This window comes from Paenibacillus sp. FSL R5-0473 (assembly GCF_038004565.1).
GTDB classification, from domain to species: Bacteria; Bacillota; Bacilli; order Paenibacillales; family Paenibacillaceae; genus Paenibacillus; species Paenibacillus amylolyticus.
Window position 1 is genome coordinate 4,964,195 of record NZ_JBBORL010000001.1, and the last position, 18,566, is coordinate 4,982,760.

The 18,566-nt window shown below is 47.6% G+C and carries 14 protein-coding genes; 2 read left to right on the top strand and 12 right to left on the bottom strand.

The annotated features are described in order from the left end of the window. Positions 1–3: 3 nt before the first annotated feature. The 6 genes from MKY28_RS21755 to MKY28_RS21780 all read right to left on the bottom strand — a co-directional run bounded on the left by MKY28_RS21755 (position 4) and on the right by MKY28_RS21780 (position 9,270). A complete protein-coding gene (locus tag MKY28_RS21755) occupies positions 4–1,308 on the bottom strand; it encodes a dicarboxylate/amino acid:cation symporter (protein WP_340936987.1) in 1,305 nt (434 codons plus the stop codon). A 176-nt stretch (positions 1,309–1,484) separates the two neighbouring features. Then, the gene (locus MKY28_RS21760; protein ID WP_017690595.1) at positions 1,485–1,853 is read right to left on the bottom strand and encodes a hypothetical protein; all 369 of its coding nucleotides are present in this window, start codon (positions 1,851–1,853) and stop codon (positions 1,485–1,487) included. Positions 1,854–1,953: 100 nt separating this feature from the next. Continuing rightward, complete coding sequence (locus MKY28_RS21765; protein WP_340936988.1) at positions 1,954–4,872, bottom strand: NHLP bacteriocin export ABC transporter permease/ATPase subunit; 2,919 nt, start codon at positions 4,870–4,872, stop codon at positions 1,954–1,956. Positions 4,873–4,897: 25 nt separating this feature from the next. Further along, entirely contained in the window at positions 4,898–7,054 is a 2,157-nt protein-coding gene (locus MKY28_RS21770) for an NHLP family bacteriocin export ABC transporter peptidase/permease/ATPase subunit (protein ID WP_340936989.1), read from the bottom strand. A gap of 43 nt (positions 7,055–7,097) precedes the next feature. Continuing rightward, entirely contained in the window at positions 7,098–8,057 is a 960-nt protein-coding gene (locus MKY28_RS21775; protein ID WP_340936990.1) for an NHLP bacteriocin system secretion protein, read from the bottom strand. Continuing rightward, positions 8,050–9,270, bottom strand: a complete 1,221-nt coding sequence (locus MKY28_RS21780; protein WP_340389041.1) for an ABC transporter substrate-binding protein — start codon at positions 9,268–9,270, stop codon at positions 8,050–8,052. Before MKY28_RS21780 ends, MKY28_RS21775 begins: the two co-directional genes overlap by 8 nt. Positions 9,271–9,527: 257 nt before the next feature. Between MKY28_RS21780 and MKY28_RS21785 the strand changes: the two genes are divergently transcribed. Next, positions 9,528–10,247, top strand: coding sequence for a response regulator transcription factor (locus MKY28_RS21785; RefSeq protein ID WP_076253775.1), 720 nt, complete (start codon positions 9,528–9,530; stop codon positions 10,245–10,247). A gap of 100 nt (positions 10,248–10,347) precedes the next feature. On the opposite strand, the gene MKY28_RS21790 is transcribed toward MKY28_RS21785, so the two are convergent. The 3 genes from MKY28_RS21790 to MKY28_RS21800 form a co-directional block, all read right to left on the bottom strand. Next, positions 10,348–11,337, bottom strand: coding sequence for a phosphotransferase (locus MKY28_RS21790; RefSeq protein ID WP_340936991.1), 990 nt, complete (start codon positions 11,335–11,337; stop codon positions 10,348–10,350). 168 nt (positions 11,338–11,505) lie between these two features. Next, positions 11,506–13,281, bottom strand: a complete 1,776-nt coding sequence (locus MKY28_RS21795) for a SulP family inorganic anion transporter (protein WP_340936992.1) — start codon at positions 13,279–13,281, stop codon at positions 11,506–11,508. A 166-nt stretch (positions 13,282–13,447) separates the two neighbouring features. Next, entirely contained in the window at positions 13,448–13,777 is a 330-nt protein-coding gene (locus tag MKY28_RS21800; protein ID WP_017690603.1) for an ArsR/SmtB family transcription factor, read from the bottom strand. A 193-nt stretch (positions 13,778–13,970) separates the two neighbouring features. Here MKY28_RS21800 and MKY28_RS21805 point away from each other — a divergent pair, with 193 nt between their 5' ends. Then, positions 13,971–14,915: an alpha/beta hydrolase gene (locus MKY28_RS21805; RefSeq protein WP_340936993.1), complete on the top strand. Its 945-nt coding sequence runs from the start codon at positions 13,971–13,973 to the stop codon at positions 14,913–14,915. A 101-nt stretch (positions 14,916–15,016) separates the two neighbouring features. Here MKY28_RS21805 and MKY28_RS21810 read toward each other — a convergent pair whose 3' ends face one another. Genes MKY28_RS21810 through MKY28_RS21820 form a run of 3 tightly spaced genes read right to left on the bottom strand, consistent with a single transcriptional unit; the run spans position 15,017 to position 18,483 of the window. After that, positions 15,017–16,597, bottom strand: coding sequence for a glycoside hydrolase family 43 protein (locus MKY28_RS21810; protein WP_340936994.1), 1,581 nt, complete (start codon positions 16,595–16,597; stop codon positions 15,017–15,019). Further along, entirely contained in the window at positions 16,594–17,493 is a 900-nt protein-coding gene (locus tag MKY28_RS21815) for a carbohydrate ABC transporter permease (protein ID WP_036668326.1), read from the bottom strand. Before MKY28_RS21815 ends, MKY28_RS21810 begins: the two co-directional genes overlap by 4 nt. A 15-nt stretch (positions 17,494–17,508) precedes the next feature. Continuing rightward, positions 17,509–18,483 (bottom strand): ABC transporter permease, encoded by a 975-nt coding sequence (locus tag MKY28_RS21820; protein WP_036606005.1) that lies wholly within the window; start codon positions 18,481–18,483, stop codon positions 17,509–17,511. Positions 18,484–18,566 lie beyond the last annotated feature (83 nt).

Below are 18,566 nucleotides of genomic sequence, written 5' to 3' on the forward strand. Positions count from 1 at the left end.
GATTTATACTTCAACCTGTCCTGGAGTGTTAGCCGTTTGATAGTGATCATAGTTATCCTTTCTGGCTGACAATAGTGAAGTGGTTAGACATTGTATGGATACATTCGCAGCCGTAATGATAGGATCAATAATTGGATTCATAGCCAAAAGCAGAATGATGGTGACCTCGGAAGGCAGACCCAGCATCTCCGCAATAACCGCTATCATGCCAATAGAGACAACACCCGGGGAGCCTGCACCAGCAATCGATATCACCACAGCCCCTGCAAGCACCACGATCCACTGCGACAACGTAAAGTCAAAATCATACAATTGAACGGTAAAGGTGATGCCAAGCGTATACACAAGCACCATACTGTAACGGCACATGATCATGCCCAGGGGTACGACCAATTGAACAATACGCGGATCTTGCTGAAGCTTCATACTCAGTGCCTCCATACAGGTTGGAACGGTGGCGATACTATTCCGTGTACCGAATGCCAGAATTAACGCATCCTTCAATGCAGACAGGACGACCCGGACAGGCTTCCGCAATGTTACAGCCATGATCACAATAGATAGCACAATCAGAATCACGCTGGAAATGTAAAACATCATGATCAACTTCATCATGGCAGGTAGAATATCCAAATTTAGTGTCGCGAACTGCCCTGCCATCATACAGAAGAGTGCAAAAGGCAATGCGTACATGGACCAGGAGATCACCTTTTGAAACGCTCCAAACAATACATCAGCAATCTTCAGCACATCATCTCCCTGCGGTGTCCGCATCATGCCGACTGCCACCCCAACGATCACGGAAAAAAACAAGATTTGCAGCGTATTGTTTTCCGTCAGCGCTGTGAATATATTGGATGGAATCATGTTAAGCAAAAACGAAAATACCCCCTGCGGCTTCTCTTCGATGGACAGGGTACTGTTATCGGAGCTCAGATCGTATACAATCGCCCCAAGTACATGTTTGGATTCTTCTGGCAGCCCTGCACCCGGACGACCTATTCCACCAAGACCGAGACCCAACAGACCACAGAATATCAACGCTATGGTATATACCATGCACATGCGAACGATCATCTTCATCGCTCCGCTCTGGATAAACAGACTGCCGATGCTAGAGATGATGGCGGTCATCATAATGGGAATGACACACATCTTCAAAAAGGACAGATACAGATCGCCAAAACGTGATACGGCATGAGCCAACTCAGGAACGTATAATCCTGCCGCAATTCCAGATACCATACAGAGCACAATCATCCAGAATGATTTGATCCATTTCAATGAGAAAGCTGTCTTCCTTGACACGCAGGCACCTCTTGTTCGTCATTGTAGCCATGGTGACTGCTGCACTGAATTCCTGTTCAGACAGCGGACTTTTCGGCTCGTGTTAAGCAATTTGGAGTGCGATCCTACCTGGGTAGGGGATCACACTCCAATTCATTCCATGCTTTTTAATATAAGTATGAAGTATATAAGGAAGACTACTTGGCTTGTGCGTTACCGTAATTCTCTCCAACACGGATGGCTGCTCTTGCTGCATCCTCGGCAATACTACCCACGCCATTGAAGAAATCAGTTGCTCCGTCTTTGCTACCACCAGCCACAGATTCCAGCTCGGTTTCTGTCAACTCATCCGCCTCGCCGCGTGCTTCTGGCAATACAATCGTTGCGTGGTAACCTGTTCCATCCACTACATTGATTTTGAACTCACGTGGTACTTCTTGACCCGTTTCTTGCTGAATTGCTGCGTAGATGTCGCTTACAGCCAATGCGCGGAATGCTGCATCCGAACTTGCCTTAGCCATAACTGCGTTAACCGTTTCTTGAATCTGCTCTTCTGTCCAACTCATGTAATGATTCCTCCAATAGATCGATTTGGTTTCTTACCTTATTCAGCATAACAGCCCAGTTTCAAGCAACGCTCAAGGTTACTTCAAGTTTAGTTCAAATCTACGCCAGCTGACGGCTGGCCAGTTCCGCGAAGAGCCCGTTCTGTTCCATCAGCTCCTGATAGGTGCCAGACTGAATGATTCTGCCTTTATCAAATACATAGATATGATCCGCCTGCGTAATCGTACTGAGCCGGTGTGCAATCACAATCCTTGTCACCTGAAGCTTGCTGAGGCTTTGGCTGACAATACGCTGTGTCCGGTTGTCCAATGCACTTGTTGCCTCGTCAAAAAAGAGAATCTTCGGCCGTTTGGCAATGGCTCTGGCAATCATTAAACGCTGCCGTTGTCCACCAGACAGTGTACCTCCACCTTCGGAAATTACGGTATGCATGCCCATCGGCATGCTGCGGATGTCATCATCGAATCCAGCCATGGCTGCGGCCTCCCAAGCATCCTGAATCGTCAGATCCGACGTTCCTGTGATATTTGTGAAGATATCACCGGACATCAGTTTGCTATTTTGTAACACCACCCCGAACTGACTCCGAAGCAAGCTGATATCAAGCGAACGCAGATCCTGACCATCGAAATAAATAGAACCGCTCTGAGGTTGTTCGAAACCAAGTAACAGTCGCATTAACGTAGACTTTCCACAGCCTGATGCCCCGACAAAGGCTACATATTGTCCTGATTTGATATCCATCGACAGGTCGTTCAACACAAGTGCCTGATCCTCTTCATACCGGAACTGGATATGGCGAATCTCGATCGCTCCACTCACCTCACCCGGATCTTCCAACTGATCATGGATTTCAGGTAACGTTTTGAGAATGGGTTTGGCCCGTTCATATAATGGAACAATATTCACCACGGATAACAGTGCTGTAGCCATACCGAGCATGGCCATAAGGAAGCTGGTAAATGCAGCGAAAAAGGCGATAAACTGTCCTGCCGACATTTCTGAACGGGTAGATACCACCAGGTAGAACAACACCATTGATGTCAGCAATGGGAAAAAGGCTTGAAATACACTGGAGAAGCTATCCAGCATCCGAACTTTATAGGACCACTTTTTCTGCTCCGCAAATGCCCTGGCCCACAAGAAGAAAGCCCGGTTCTCGGCTGCTGCCATCCGAAATTTGCTCATTCCGTTCAATAGCTGAAGTACTGTTCCGGCAATCTGTCCCTGAAGCTCCAACAATCGGCGCTGGTAACGTACCTGTAGCAGGCCAATCGCAAAGGTAAATGACATGGAGATGAGGACAAGACCACCCGCCACCAAGGCAAGAACAGGACTATACCGGAACAATAATGCAAATTGAAAAATGGAGAACACACCTGTTAGCAGCGAACTGATTACTGCACCGGATAACAGCTGCCGAATCGCATTGATGCTTCCCGCTCTGGAAGCCAAATCCCCGGCTGAATAGTTTCTGAAGAACGAGACCGGCAGATTCAGCAATCGATCCCAGATGGCAGCCTGAACCGCATTCTCCACGCGTCCTTCCATACGCAGCGCGGCAAGTGAACCTGCGAGTCGGAACAAGGCAATCGATAATACGACCGCGATGAGGATAAAGGCCATCTGTACCAACGGCCCTCGATAAGACTCCGGTATAATGGTATCCACCAGAATACCGCTGGCGAGCGGGACCATAATGCCCAGTAATCCAGCCAGTGCCCCCATCAGAATCACCATCACGAGATCCCGACGAACCGAGTGGTGCGCACCATACTGAAGCAGGTCTTTGATGCCAAGCTCACGCGCAGGAAAAGGCCGGTAAAACATGTACGCCATCGGTTGTATGGTAGCCGCCATTTCATCATTAACGAACCCATTTTCCCCGTGCAATGGATTCTCCCAGCGATAAGAATTGGCCCCTGCCGGGATCAATGCAATTGGCTCGCCTGATGTCTCCAGGTATCCAACAAGCGGTCCATTGTCGGCTTCCCACCATTCCCCTTTAAGTGCGACCTGGCGGGAACGCACACCGGAAGCTTCCGCCATCTCCTGGACAGGCGAACGCTTCGATTGACTTTTTAATTTTCGTGTAACAGGCTTCATCACGATACCAGCATAGTCCCCAACGATCTTGCCTACCGGGTAAAGCGGATCAGTAGAATAAAAGGAGACAACTTGCTGCTCATCCGGCCCGGTAACGGCAATCAGTTTTTTGAGCGCATGGTCCATTAAGGAATCATCATGCTCCGTACGCTGTTGCAAGCGTTCCTGTTCCTGCAAGCGTTCCTTGGCAACCACGACCGCAAGCCTATTGGCGACTAATCGATGGAAGGCATATAACCCGTGAAGTGACGGATCTGTGGGTAACCAGGACTGCGTTACTTTTACATCGACCACAGCCGCTTGTTGCGTTTCCAGCCAGCCCGAGGACGTTACGGGTATGTACCAAGCATCTTCTGTAGTAACGGGATGTTCTTTCCCCCAGAGTACCATGCCATCCTGTACTTTAATCCATACCGTACGCATCGGCCTCCAGGTCTGATCAGGTATCAGATTCTGATCTTCCCCAGGTTCCAACAGTGTAAATTCAAGTGGTGAATTCCGTACATTCAGGGCTGCCGACCAGCTACCAACCCACTGATCTACCCTGGATGCCAGCCACTCGTTATCCCACTGGTCGTTTACTCTTCGGTTCAGGAGCAACTCCTTATCTATCCGGAATACTTTGGTACCGACAGACGCTGTTAACAACAAGCCCATTCGCTCCACCATCTGACCATTGTCAAAGCCGAACAAGAGCGCTCCCTCATCCAGACTGAACATATAACGGCGTTTATGTCTTGTTCCGGCGTTCTCTCCTTCCATGACTACAGCGAATACATCCACGTAACCGGAAGCCACGTACCATACACTGTTCTCATCCGTAATCAGAATAGGGTTATTTCCTTCCACATCATGAACCGTTCCAACCTTTGTAAAAAATGACTCCATTTTCGGCCTGATCGGCTCTGCCACGCTTTCACCCCCTTCTGCACCCCTGTTACTGACTCTGAATAAGACGGGTGTAATATCCGTTTTGCTCCATCAAAAACGTATGCGTTCCCCGTTCAATTATCTTCCCGCGTTCCAGTACAATGATCTCATCTGCATCCCGGATGGTGCTCAAACGATGAGCCACCGTAATACAGGTCAGACCTCTGCGCCGAAGACTGTCATCGACCAATTTCTCTGTTGCCGGATCAAGTGCGCTCGTCGCCTCATCCAGGATCAGAATCGACGGGTTGCCTGAAAGGGCTCTGGCTATTTCCAGCCGCTGTCTCTGTCCTCCGCTGAAGTTACCGCCATTCTCCGAAATCATGTGGTCATACCCACCGCTACGTTCTGCGATATGGTCATGAATGACGGCGTCTTTGGCTGCACGAACGACATCCGTCTCTGGAATCGTTGCATCCCAGAATGTAATATTTTCCTTGATCGTGCCTTCAAGCAGCACAATCTCCTGATCCACAACGGCCAGGGAATTGCCCATCCGATGCCTGGAGATCTCATCCCGACGCAGATCATCAAATCGAATCTCACCTTCCCACGGTTCATATATTCCGGCAATCAGTTTTGCAATCGTGGATTTTCCGCTGCCCGAACCGCCCACCAGAGCCACCTTCATACCTGGCTGAATAGACAGATTAAACTGGTCAATTAACGGTGCCTCCAGCTTGCTGTATCCGTATGTCAGATTACTGATCTGTACCTGACCGGATAACTTGGCACTGTCCTTCTGTTCGTCTGTTTCATCCAGATCCGATTGAATCTGACGATCCACCGGATATTGCAACACGTCATCCAAACGTTTCATGCTTCCTCCTGCTTCCTGAATCGTTCCTGCCAGCATGACCATCTCATTCACAGGCTGACTGAAGCTTGCCGCAAGACTTTGAAAAGCAACCAACGAACCGATGGTCAACGCCCCGTCCATGACTTGAAAACCGCCAAAAAATAACACGGCAACAGCCCCCAGACTGGTCAACAGTGTGGGAACAGACATCAGAAACTGATTGGATACGCCAAATTGCTGATTGGATTGCAACAGTTTTGCCTGATAACCTGACCATTTGACGAAAAAATCAGACTCAGAGCTATTGGACTTCAACGTCTCAATAACCTGAAGTCCATTCATGGAGACACCCTGCATCTTGCCGCTTTCCTGCAACAGGCGCAGATTCTGATCGTTGCGCTTACGCGTGATGAATTGCATGAATATAACATTAAGCAGGGATACCCCTACCGTAACTACAGCTAGCAATACACTGTACTGCAACATCAGGAGCAGATAAAACAGGATCATGACACAATTCAGTGCAGCGACTGCCAGCTGTCCAGACAACAGCTGCGCGACCCGATCATTGATGGCCACCCTTGATGCGATGTCTCCGCTATGCCGTTGGGAAAAAAATTCAATCGGCAACCGGAGTACATGCCAGAAAAAACGACTAGATGAGCTTAAAGCCAATTTCATCTCCAGTCTGAGCAAGTAGTAGCGCTGCAGCCAAATCAGCAATGCACGCAGCAGCGCCGTTATTCCCATACCAACCAGAAGCGGGAATAACCAATTGTTCAGATGTCCAAGTAAGACCTGATCAATAAAAATTTTGCTGAACACCGGAATGACCAGACCGGGCAGAACCAGAAACAATCCTGCTATAATCGCATAGACCAGTGCCTTCTCCGAACCTTTGATTCGACTGGAGAGAGAGCTAAGCAGACTTGACGTTTTGCCTTGTGGGACATAACCCTCCGCAGGCTTCATCGTCAGTACAACGCCTGTGAACGACTGATCCAATTCCTCAAAGGTAATCTCCCGCGGGCCCGTAACCGGATCATTGAGGAACACCCGATCCTTCTGAATGCCCTCCAATACTAGAAAGTGATTGAAGTTCCAGTGGATGATGACCGGCCATGGCATGTTTCTCAGATCCTCGGGATTTTTACGGTACCCTTTGGCTTCCATTCCATATTGCCTTGCTGCCTTGAGAATATTGTTCGCTTTACTGCCATCACGGGACACGCCACAGGATATCCGAAGCTCCTCCAGCGGAATGAAACTTTTGTAATAGGAAAGTACGATCGACAGTGAGGCAGCTCCGCATTCTACAGCTTCCATCTGTAATACCGTCGGCGTTTTCACTCTTCTTGGGGCCACTACTCCATCATCCTCCCTATGCCTGTTCGACTATATTGACTCCTCATTTGAAATAGGGAATGACGGTTGCAATCGGTCGCTGCGAATGAACCGTAATGGTTCCATCCATCGTCATTCCGCTATTCAGACGCACAGGCGGACCTTGTTTCGTTGTCCAATTATATCCACTCGACAACTCCGAGTTAGGTGAGAGATTCACGCGTACTTCCAGCGAGAGACCTTGTGAGGCCATCTGCTCTACAAGACCCTCGTTACCTAATGTAGACTGTAACTCTTGTACCGTTACGGGGAATTCAGATACCGAAACGACCTGCCCGATCATGGAGCCATATTCTTCACGATTAACGGTACTTGGCGAGACACGGACTTCCATGCCCGGAAGTAACTGCTTGCCTTGATTTACGGGCACATATATAACCCCTATTAATTCATCCGTCTGAGACCCGTAGGTCTCCATCCGGAACATCTCCGTTCCTTCACCCACATACATTCCATTCTTAACTAACACCTCGGTGACCTTTCCTGTGTAAGGACTGACCACTTGAGTCTGGTACTCATAGTTCAGTAACTGCTGCTCCTGCTGCTGTTTTAACTTGCCCAGCTCCGCAACACGTCCTGACTTGCCTTGAGATGAGGCACTTTGCAGATTGGTGATAACAAGCTTCGTTTGCCTGATCTGGTCAAGCAATGCCGGTTGCTCGATCCGACCAATCACCTCTCCTTGCTGAACCGTATCATTCTCCACCACTGCAATATCGGAGATTGCGCCTTCTGAAGAGGTGTGTACCGTTTTTAGGCCGCCCGGCCGAATCAATACACCCTGTCCTTCTGCCCTCGTGGTCATGGTGCCAAATACTCCCCAATACAGCGCAGCTGCCAGAATTAAACCTGCTCCGATGAGCATCAACCAGCCGCGGGGAGAGGTGACACGTACCAGATTATCCAGCTGTTCAGGAGAAGACAGCCGCTCAAGGGCTACTTTTCGAAAAACCTGTTTATTCATCCTGACCTCCCCCTTTCGCTGAATCTCGTGATGAATCTGAAACGGGCGTCTCATTCAGGGTCTGAAATTTGCCCTGCTGTAACTTCTTCATTACAATGCTCATTCCCTGAACATCACCCTGGGTATCAAAAAAGTGTTCACCCGTAACCCCCTCCCAAGATGTAAGGTCGGACAAAGCTTCTGCTATCGCTTTCGGACTTCGTGAACCTGCTTCTTCTATACCCGCAGCGAGTAATTTCAGTGAATCATATGCCTGTGCTGCCCATTTGTCCGGTGCCTTACCATAGTGTTTAATATAGGTTGATCGAAAATCTTGATTGACGGTCGATTGTCCCTGATCATCGTATACGGAAGCGACGATTGTGCCTTCTACGGACCCGCCGCCTTGTGCAAACTCAGCCGAATCAAGCGCATCTCCCCCAATGATAGGGGTATCCATACCCGCCGCACGGATTGCTTTGACAAACGTAATGCCTTCGTTAGCCCTAGTCGCTACCATGATCAGATCCGTGTCCAGTGTTTCCCATTTATTCGCAATCCGCATCATGTCGGCTCCGTCCTTATAACCGGATACGCGGTCAACCACATTCTGTCCGGATAGGGTAGCCTGACGTTCAAATGCATTCGCGAGCCCTCTACCATACTCGTCATCGGTATAGTAGATTGCGATATTCTCATGTTTCGTGCCCGCAGCATACAGGGCAAGAGATTGCCCGATCTGATTATCATTCGGTATATTTCTAAAAATATAAGGACTGCTCACATCGGTCAGTTTGGGCGAGGTCGATGCCGGAGACAACAGTACAATGCCCGCATTGGCATATATACGTGAAGCCGGTACGGTTACGGAAGAACCCCGATGTCCAATGACCGCGCTGACGGAGGGATTATCGGCAAATTGCTGCGCAATGGCCATGCCCTTTGTCGTGGAAGCGCCATCGTCCATCTCCAGCAATTTAATTTTTTTCCCTCCCAGAACACCCTCTTTGTTAATCTGCTCCAGCGCCAACTGAAGTCCTTCACGGAATTGTTCATTCTGCTTTTCAAAAGGCCATACAGCTCCCACGATGACTTCATTTGATGAGCTTCCAAGCGTCTTTTCTCTGATCTGGTCTGGCGCAGTGTCAGATGAACACCCACTGATTACCAGTGCACCAAGCAGTACCACACTCCACAACACCCATTTCAGGCGATTCCCCCCACTTCCATTCACTAGACCTATCTCCCTCCAGAGCTCAAACCTGGAACGCCCAAGTTTTAATATCATTAATTATAGAAGGAGCCTAATCATCAAGACCATAAATTGAAATTCAAGTTAACCTCAATTTCATATCAAATTTTGTGTATCCAATCGACTTATCCCGGTCCACATGCGATACTTGAAACAGAATACATCAAGGACTTTCAACGAACGATTGGAAGGATACGGACTTTGACCAAAGCGATATACATAAGGAGAATGAACGCCGTATGTCTTTGAAAAACACGATTTTGATTGTCGATGATGATCATGAAATCAATGAATTGTTAACGATGTCTTTGAAACGGGAAGGTTTTCAGACTATATCTGCATACACTGGCGTGGAGGCACTTCGAGCTGCACAGGAGCATTCACCTGATCTTGTACTCCTGGATGTGCTGTTGCCTGGGATGGATGGTTTTCAAATCTGTAGCGAGATTCGTAAAACGAGTAATGTGCCTATTTTGTTCGTAAGTTGTAAGGATGAAGCCACAGACAAAGTCATCGGACTTGGGCTGGGAGGGGACGACTTTATCTCCAAACCATTTAGTCCAATTGAGCTGATTGCACGAGTCAAGGCTCATATTCGGAGAAACAACATGCCACAGAAACAAGAGGAACAGGTGGATGAAACGCTGGTATTTGACCAACTACTCATCGACCCAGCCACCCATCGTGTACTCGTCGGTGACAAACCCATTGCTTTGTCGGCCAAGGAATTCAAATTATTGTTTCATCTTGCGAAGAACCCTAACCGCGTATACAAAAATGAACAGCTTTTCTCGTTGCTCTGGGATGATGTGCATATGGGCGATACGCATACAGTTATGGTACATATCTATAATCTGCGGAAGAAGCTGGAACAAAATCCGGCCAAGCCACACTATATCCGTACAATTCGGGGTGTCGGGTACAAATTCAATGACAAGCCTGTTGAATTCGCAGAGTAAACGTATTACAGCACAAAGGCATGTACGTTCATTCCAACTAAAAAAGCCGCCAGAATGGCGGCATGATGATGGTGACTATATTCTCTTTTTCATTGAATGATTAACTAACGATATCTGCTTCTCGGAACTCTTCCACGAAACTATCCAGCCAATCCGAACCATAGTCCAGCGCACCCGTATCACTCTCAATAAAAGCAACATCTAGTCCCATCACCCAAAATCGGCGAGCAACAATAAAGAGATCAACCGTCTGCTCATCTTCGGCAGAGAAACTTCTGACTGAACGATATCCTGCCATGAGCGCATCCCATAATGCTGCTTTTCGCTCATCAGACTGTCTTTTTCGAACTTTTACTTGAGCTAAATCATAGGCACGCCAGCCTTTGGCTGCCCACTCGAAGTCATAATGGATGAACTGATGTTCCTGTTGAAATACATTGTTATTCCCATGCATATCGCCATGGCACAGACCAAAGTCCAGGTCTTGCCTGGAAGTGGCAACGATGCGTTCTTTTAATGTTGTGGCAAACGTATGGAGAAATGCTGCTGCTTCATTGTTCTCACCGATATAGTGAATAATTCGCTCAAGAGGTTCGTCAATAAGTAACTTCAGATCCAGCTCATATCGTGGCAGCTCCATGTTCACCTGATCCATAGCCTCATGCAATTCAGCGGCAGATTGGCCAAAGGCGTAACAAGACTCCTCATCCTCCAGGTTGTTCTCCGTACCCTCAATATACCGAAACATCACAGCAACCCGCTTGCCTTCCGCAGCCTCCAACACCGTATATCCCGTATGATCTTTCTTCTCGATGTATTCTCCAATGTCGGTATGTTCCGCAGAACCTAGAACGTTCTTGAGTTGAGACAATAATGAAAGCTCATACTGAACATCTGCCTCCGTGATTTCAGTGCGGTAGATACGGAGAATGTACATCCCACTGGACGTGCGAACCCGGTAAGTATCATTTAATCCTCTAAGCCAAAACAAACATTCTTCCCATGTTCCAATGTCATATTGATTACTCAATGTAGACTCCAGGTACCTGGGGTTAAGCACTGAACGTAAAGCAGTCTGTTGAATGGACATATGGTTGCTCCTTCGGTTTAATATGATTATTTCTCATCTGATGAACGATGTAATCCTTTCACCTATCAACCTATAACATAGTATATTTTTCGTTTATTTTCCAGAATATATATTTTGATAAACAAATACTCTTTAGACTCCTATAGCTCCATCTCTCTCATCAGCAGGTTAGATAGGGCTATTTACATTGACTCGCTTTCCAGGTTTCAGCAGGTTATTACACGCTGGATCGATGCCAGCACTCGACAATGCAGCACATTCACGAAAGGCAAAATGTTTGCACCCCCTGCATTTCTGAACATCCAGATGCAATAATGCATAATTGATGGCTTCACCCGTGTGCTCAAACATATGATCCGGACCAATCCGTTCAATCAAACCTGTTCTCTTCAACATCTCCAACGGTTGCGCCTGAATGCCTGAAAGTAAAATCCTGCCCCCGGATCTCTCCATATGTTTGACAACACGGGCCAGATTGGATTCACCTGTTGTATCCATAAAAGGCACCTTACCCATTCGCAACAGCAGAGTGCCTGGTCGCCGATGAATCGAATCCATGACCGACTTCTCGAACATATCCGCTGCGCCGAAAAAAAGTGGCCCTTCAATTGTGTATAGGCTTATTTGCGGGCAGTCATGTCCTTCCCGAACCATGTGGGCCATGACTTTCTCATGTTTATGATCGGGATCGGGTAGTACTTTGGCAACCTTCAACATCTCACTCATCCGTTTAACAAATAAAAGGACCGCCAGAATCAACCCAACCTCTACAGCCGTTGTTAAACTTGTAAATACGGTCAGCAAAAAGGTAATCAGCAGAACGAGTGAATCACTCGTTTTGGTTTTCATGACATGTATGAAGGATCTCCGTTCACTCATATTCCAGGCAACCAGCATGAGAACAGGAGCCATACTGGCAAGAGGAATGTGGGATGCATATGGCGCAAAGAGAACAAGTACCAGCAAAACCACTACACCGTGAATCACGCCAGACCATGGCGATAATGCGCCGGATTTGATATTGGTTGCTGTACGTGCAATCGCTCCTGTTGCAGGAATACCACCAAACAACGGCGTCACCATATTAGCAATCCCCTGCCCAATCAACTCTCGATTGCTGTTATGCCGACTTCCGGTCATGCCATCGGCAACAACTGCGGATAACAGCGATTCAATTCCACCCAGCATGGCGATGACAAAAGCGGGTTGCAGCAAGTTCACAATACGCTCCCAAGTGATCTCTGGCACATGAAACTGAGGCAAAGAGTTAGGTATGGCGCCAAAGGACGAACCAATTGTAGCCACCTGCCCTTCAAAAAAGAACGCCGCGACTACCGTCGAAAGAACCAGCCCCACCAGTGATGCAGGCACCTTTGGTGCAAACTTGGGCACAAGCAGAAGAACAGCCAGACAGATTCCAGCTGTAAGCACACTGTATATATTAATCGTCGAGATATGCATCCCGATTTCTTTCATATTGGACCAGAAATCCTCGTGTTTCTCGATGCCTCGAAGTCCCAGAAAGTTCGTAATTTGTCCGCTAAAAATAATGACGGCGATCCCTGCCGTAAAACCGATAGTCACCGGCTTTGGAATAAACTTAATTAATGCCCCGAGCTTGAATACGCCCATTAGTACAAGCATCAAACCGGCCATCATTCCGGCGATCAGCAGATTCTCATATCCATACTGCATCACAATGGCAAAGAGGATCGGAATGAATGCCCCCGTTGGCCCTCCAATCTGGAACTTGGACCCACCCAGCAAGGAAATGAGAATCCCTGCGATTACTGTGGTATACAATCCATACTCCGGTTTGACCCCGGAAGCGATGGCAAAGGCCATACCGAGTGGAATCGCAATGATACCTACAATCAGTCCTGATAACAGATCCTTGCGAAAAGCGGCAGCATTGTACCCTGCATATCTCCCCATCCATTTCATGTACAAAAACCTTCTTTTCTTCATATATTTGAATATTTGAATATATTTAAAAGACTACTCCCCTGCATACGTCCTGTCAATCGGATTACGCACAATCTCAGCAGGAACTTAACACAAAAAAACAAGAACCTCCGGTGATTACACCCAGTTGCTCTTGTTTATTGTGTCAGGACTCTTTACGAATATCTTCCAGCATGGAAATGGCATCAACCAGATGATTGTCAAAAATCTGTTTGGTGACTGCCAGCAGGTCCTTAATCAGCGGATCACGCAGCGAATAGGTGACGGTTGTCCCTTCTTTGATTCCGTGGACAACGTTTTTGCTGCGCAATACAGCCAGTTGCTGTGAAACGGCAGAGCCTTCCGATCCCAGAATGCTTTGCAGTTCATTCACGTTTTTGGCTCCTTCACTCAGCAGCTCCAGAATCTGAATCCGCATCGGGTGTGCCAACGCTTTGAAAAAATCCGCTTTAAACTGTTGTATGCTCTGATTCATACGCTATGCCCCTTCAATCGAACTTTTGAAGATGCAAATATCATAACATAGAACGGGTACCATGCTTTACTCTAACCATAACGGTTTGATGGAAAAATTAAGATTGACCTTGAAGTACACTTCAACCTTTATACTTCACTTATAGTCTCCACAGACCGTATATCTGAACTCCATCAGGAAGGGTGATTCCTCAATGAACATGTATATCCATAATCACAAACGCTCGTTGACGAGCTTTCTATTCGAGAAATATATCGGAACGTTAGATACCAAGAAAATTTTTTCAACACGCGAGCTTACCCGCAAACACCTGGATCATATGGGCTTGGAAAACATTAAACCTTATATCTTGGGTAAAACAAAACTGTCATCTTCCACTAAAGAGCGCTCCCATGAAGACATGCAGGTGTTCACCTTAAACGATCAGCATTCCCGTGAACAGAGGGTCATTCTCTACATTCATGGCGGGGCGCATACACACCAGCCGCTGTCTTTACACTGGAAATTCATGGACCGCATGGCTCAGGCTCTGAATGCCAAAGTTGTTGCTCCCATCTATCCAAAGGTTCCGCATTTTAATTATCAGCATACGTATCCGAAACTGCTCAATCTATACCGGGATCTGCTTGCCTCCCTGGACGACCCGGCGCAACTCACCATTATGGGGGATTCCGCAGGTGGGAACATATCCCTAGCCTTGGCCCATTATCTGAAGATGCATGATCTCCCGCAGCCCAAAGATATCATCTTGTTATCACCTTGTGTGGATATGATGCTGGACAATCCGGTCATATTTGATTACGAGACCCGCGACCCTATGCTCGCTGTGGAAGGGTATGATGTCATCCGGCGGATCTGGGCAGCTGACAAACCGTTGAACGATCCGTTAATCAGTCCAATCTACGGAGATTTCGCCGGTCTGGGCAAAATCAGCATCTTTATCGGAACCCACGAGGGTTTGTTTCCTGATAATATGAAGCTCGACAAACTGCTGACGGATCAAAGAATCGATCATCAAACGTACGTTTACCCCAAAATGAACCATGTCTTTGTCCTCTATCCGATTCCGGAGGCCAGGGATGCTCAGCGTAAAATGGTTAACATCATAAAAAGCTCAGCACATGAAGCTGGACAATAAACTGTAACGCCTCCCCCCACTCCTTTCGCAAAAGGAACGAAAAAAGCTCAATCCCTGGACTACCGCCGCCGGATTGAGCTTTCTTGCTGTTATTCTGTCATCTAAATATGATATGAACCATATTCAAACCAATCAAAGTCCGCTACCTGATCGGAAGAAGTACCATTGCTGCTGCTAAACATTCCGATACAACAGCCAACAAAGCCGCCGGCTACTTCGGTGCTCAGGCTACTTGTATCCACCTGTTCCGCCACCAGATGATACTGACTTCCATCTGTGCTGTAATAGAAGTTGAGTTGCTGACCTGTCGCAGCCAGTTTGATATACACTCGCGATACTTCATCATCCAGCGCGATTTGCGCAATGTGGCTATCCTGACCATCTATAACGGTCACCACACGCAGCACCTGCTGTTTCTCGACCAGAGCACGCTCAATCCGTACGTGATACAGATCGTTCTGAATGACGACAAGACCAGCCGTTTCGTTGGCATTCCCGGGCACAAATTCCATCGCTGTAGCTGCGACATAATCCATATGCCTTTGACGCAGACATACAAAGCTGGAATTTTCTTTTTCCTTCAATGTTTGCGGTTTCAGCTTCAGTCGCAGATATCCTTTTCGCTCGGTTAATGAATAGAGATCCTCCTGAAGATTGCGCAGGAACATCCATTGCAAGCCCAGTTTATCGCTGTCAAAATGGTCAAAACGCAGTTGCGGCTCTACCGGAACAGGCTTCAAATCCAACGTGCCTTGCTCCTCCAGGATTCCGCGGCCCTCATTGACAACAGGCCATCCGTCCTCCCAAACAACAGAAGCAAGGAACGTCTCCCGCCCCAGATTGCTATAGCTCCCTCCATATGGACGCGAAGCAAGCATGACCATGAACCATTGACCATTCGCAGCCTGCACCAAGTCGGCATGTCCTACATTAACAACAGGGTAACGTTTACCCAAATGGCGATGTGTAATGATTGGATTATTCGGATTCCCGACGTATCCTTCGGTCAAACTTTTGCTACGAGCAATGGTCACGGCATGGTTTGGCCCTGTGCCTCCCTCTGCAATCAATAAATAGTAATATTCATCGATCTTATACAGATGCGGGCCTTCCGGCCAGATGACATCCACCATCGCCCCGCGCCACAGAACGTAACTGTCTCCCACCAGCTTCATACTGCCCAGATCCAACTCCCGCAGCCAAACTTCCCAGTTCCCATTGTAACGAACTCCCTCAGAGCAAGGACGTGTACCAAGGTAATACGCTTTGCCGTCATCGAAGAAAATTGTAGGGTCTATGCCTTCTGCGCCTTCAATGAAGTAAGGATCAGACCATGGCCCAGCCGGGTCGGTAGCGGTTACAACAAAATTGCCGCCATGTGATACATTAGTTGTAATCATATAGAAGGTACCTTCATGATACCGAAGCGTTGGAGCGAATATCCCCTGTGAATGGCCTGCTCCCTGAAGATTTAATTGCGAAGGGCGGTCCAGCACATTGCCAATCTGTTTCCAATTCACTAGATCACGGCTCTGAAAGATCGGAACGCCAGGAAAATAGGCAAATGTTGATGTCACCAGATAAAAATCTTCACCCACCCGGCATACGGATGGATCTGGATAAAACCCGGGCATAATCGGATTGTTATACGTGCATTTTTCGCCTTGATTTGCATTCTTCATTCTTTTACCCCTCCAATGGTTAGTCCAGTCACAAAGTATTTTTGCAAGAACGGATACAGTAAAACAATCGGCATTGCCGTCACAACCGTGATGGCTGCCCGAATGGATACAGGCGTCACCATGTTGGTTACATTTTTGAATGAATCCACGTTGACCGTTCCCCCCTGTGAGGTCGCAGAGGACAACAATTTCATCAGTTCATACTGCAAGGTGGTCAAATTCCGATTTCCCGCCGTGTACAACATGGAGTCAAACCAGGAGTTCCACTGACCTACAGCAATAAACAGTGCAACCGTAGCCAGAACCGGTTTGGATAGGGGAAGCACGATACGCATGAAAATCCGAAAATCTCCGGCTCCATCCATCTTCGCGGATTCAATCAATCCCTCCGACAGTCCCTGAATGTAGGTACGAATGACGATCATGTTGAACACCCCGATCAACCCGGGAATAATGTATACCCAGAAGCTGTTCAGCAGCCCCACTTGTTTGATCAGCATGTATCCCGGAATTAAGCCGCCGCTGAAATACATCGTCATGACAAACAGCGTTGTGACCAATTTGTTAAACATATACTCCTTGCGGCTCAGTACATAGGCCAGCATGGCTGTACAGAACAGCTGTACAACCGTTCCCACCACGGTTCTGGCGACCGAAACAAATGCGGCTTGTGTCAGATTCGGGTTTTGGAATACGGAAACGTAATTTTGCAGCGTCCATTCCCTCGGCCAGAGATAGATCCCCCCGCGGATCGTATCCAGCCCGTTATTGAAAGATACGGCAATGGTGTTTAAAAAAGGATATAACGTAACAACCATGACAAGCAACATAAATATGCCATTGGTGATAGAAAAAATAGAGTCTCCCAAGCTTCGGTTTCTACTAAATCGTTTCACAGCTCTGCCCCCTTATCATATCAATCGCTCTTCACCAAGAGACTTGGCAATCCCGTTGGCGATAAATATGAGCACCAGACTGACCACACTTTTGAAAATGCCTGCTGCGGTGGCAAGTGAGTAGTTGCCGAGATTAATCCCGTATTTCAAAACAAAAATGTCGATCGTCTCGGATACATCCTGCACAAGTCCGTTCCCCAGCAAGTATTGAATCTCAAAACCCGCGTTCAGTACGTTACCAACGTTGATGATAAGCAGGATAATAATCGTTGGTTTGATGCTTGGAAGTGTGACGTTGAACATTTTACGAAACCGTCCGGCTCCGTCGATGGAAGCTGCCTCGTACAAGCTCGGATTAATCGACGCCATGGCCGCCAGATAAATAATCGTGCCCCAGCCAATTTCCTTCCACATGCTGGACAGACCTACAATCCCCCAGAAGTACTTTGGTTCGGCAAAAAAATTGATCGGTGCATCAATCAGGCCCAATTTCGTCAACAGCACATTCACTATTCCTGTTTCCGTTGATAATACATTCGCAACAATACCTGTTACGATGATCCATGACAGGAAATGCGGAAGGTAGGAAACCGTCTGTACCACACGTTTGAACAATACCATTCGCAGTTCATTCAATAAGAGCGCCAGACCAATCGAGCCGACAAATCCCAGAAACAGACTGATCAGGCTCATCGCCAGCGTATTGCGAATGACACGTAAAAATGTAGGGTCCGTGAATAACGTTCGAAAATGATCCACCCCAACCCAATCCTGCTCCATAAAACCAATGCCCGGTCTATAATTCTGAAACGCCATCAACCAGCCCCATAATGGTCCATACGCAAAAATAGCGATAAACGCAATAAACGGAAATGACATCCACATTAATTGTCGCTGACTTTTCATTCTGGACAGGTTGTACCCGATCCAGCTTGTTCCCGCTGGGATATGGCTGGTTTTTAACGAAGGCTGCAACTCCTTTTTGGCCATGTTTTTTCTCTCCTTGCTTACGAGTTTATCTATATCACCCAGTCTGGGTGAATCGATTCCATTCCTATCCAACCTCTGAATCT

Coding starts and splice junctions, on each gene's coding strand:
- MKY28_RS21820 (WP_036606005.1), bottom strand. CDS start 18,483: ATGGCCAAAAAGGAGTTGCAGCCTTCGTTAAAAACCAGCCATATCCCA.
- MKY28_RS21800 (WP_017690603.1), bottom strand. CDS start 13,777: ATGAATCAGAGCATACAACAGTTTAAAGCGGATTTTTTCAAAGCGTTG.
- MKY28_RS21760 (WP_017690595.1), bottom strand. CDS start 1,853: ATGAGTTGGACAGAAGAGCAGATTCAAGAAACGGTTAACGCAGTTATG.
- MKY28_RS21790 (WP_340936991.1), bottom strand. CDS start 11,337: ATGTCCATTCAACAGACTGCTTTACGTTCAGTGCTTAACCCCAGGTAC.
- MKY28_RS21775 (WP_340936990.1), bottom strand. CDS start 8,057: ATGAATAAACAGGTTTTTCGAAAAGTAGCCCTTGAGCGGCTGTCTTCT.
- MKY28_RS21810 (WP_340936994.1), bottom strand. CDS start 16,597: ATGAAGAATGCAAATCAAGGCGAAAAATGCACGTATAACAATCCGATT.
- MKY28_RS21795 (WP_340936992.1), bottom strand. CDS start 13,281: ATGAAATGGATGGGGAGATATGCAGGGTACAATGCTGCCGCTTTTCGC.
- MKY28_RS21785 (WP_076253775.1), top strand. CDS start 9,528: ATGTCTTTGAAAAACACGATTTTGATTGTCGATGATGATCATGAAATC.
- MKY28_RS21805 (WP_340936993.1), top strand. CDS start 13,971: ATGAACATGTATATCCATAATCACAAACGCTCGTTGACGAGCTTTCTA.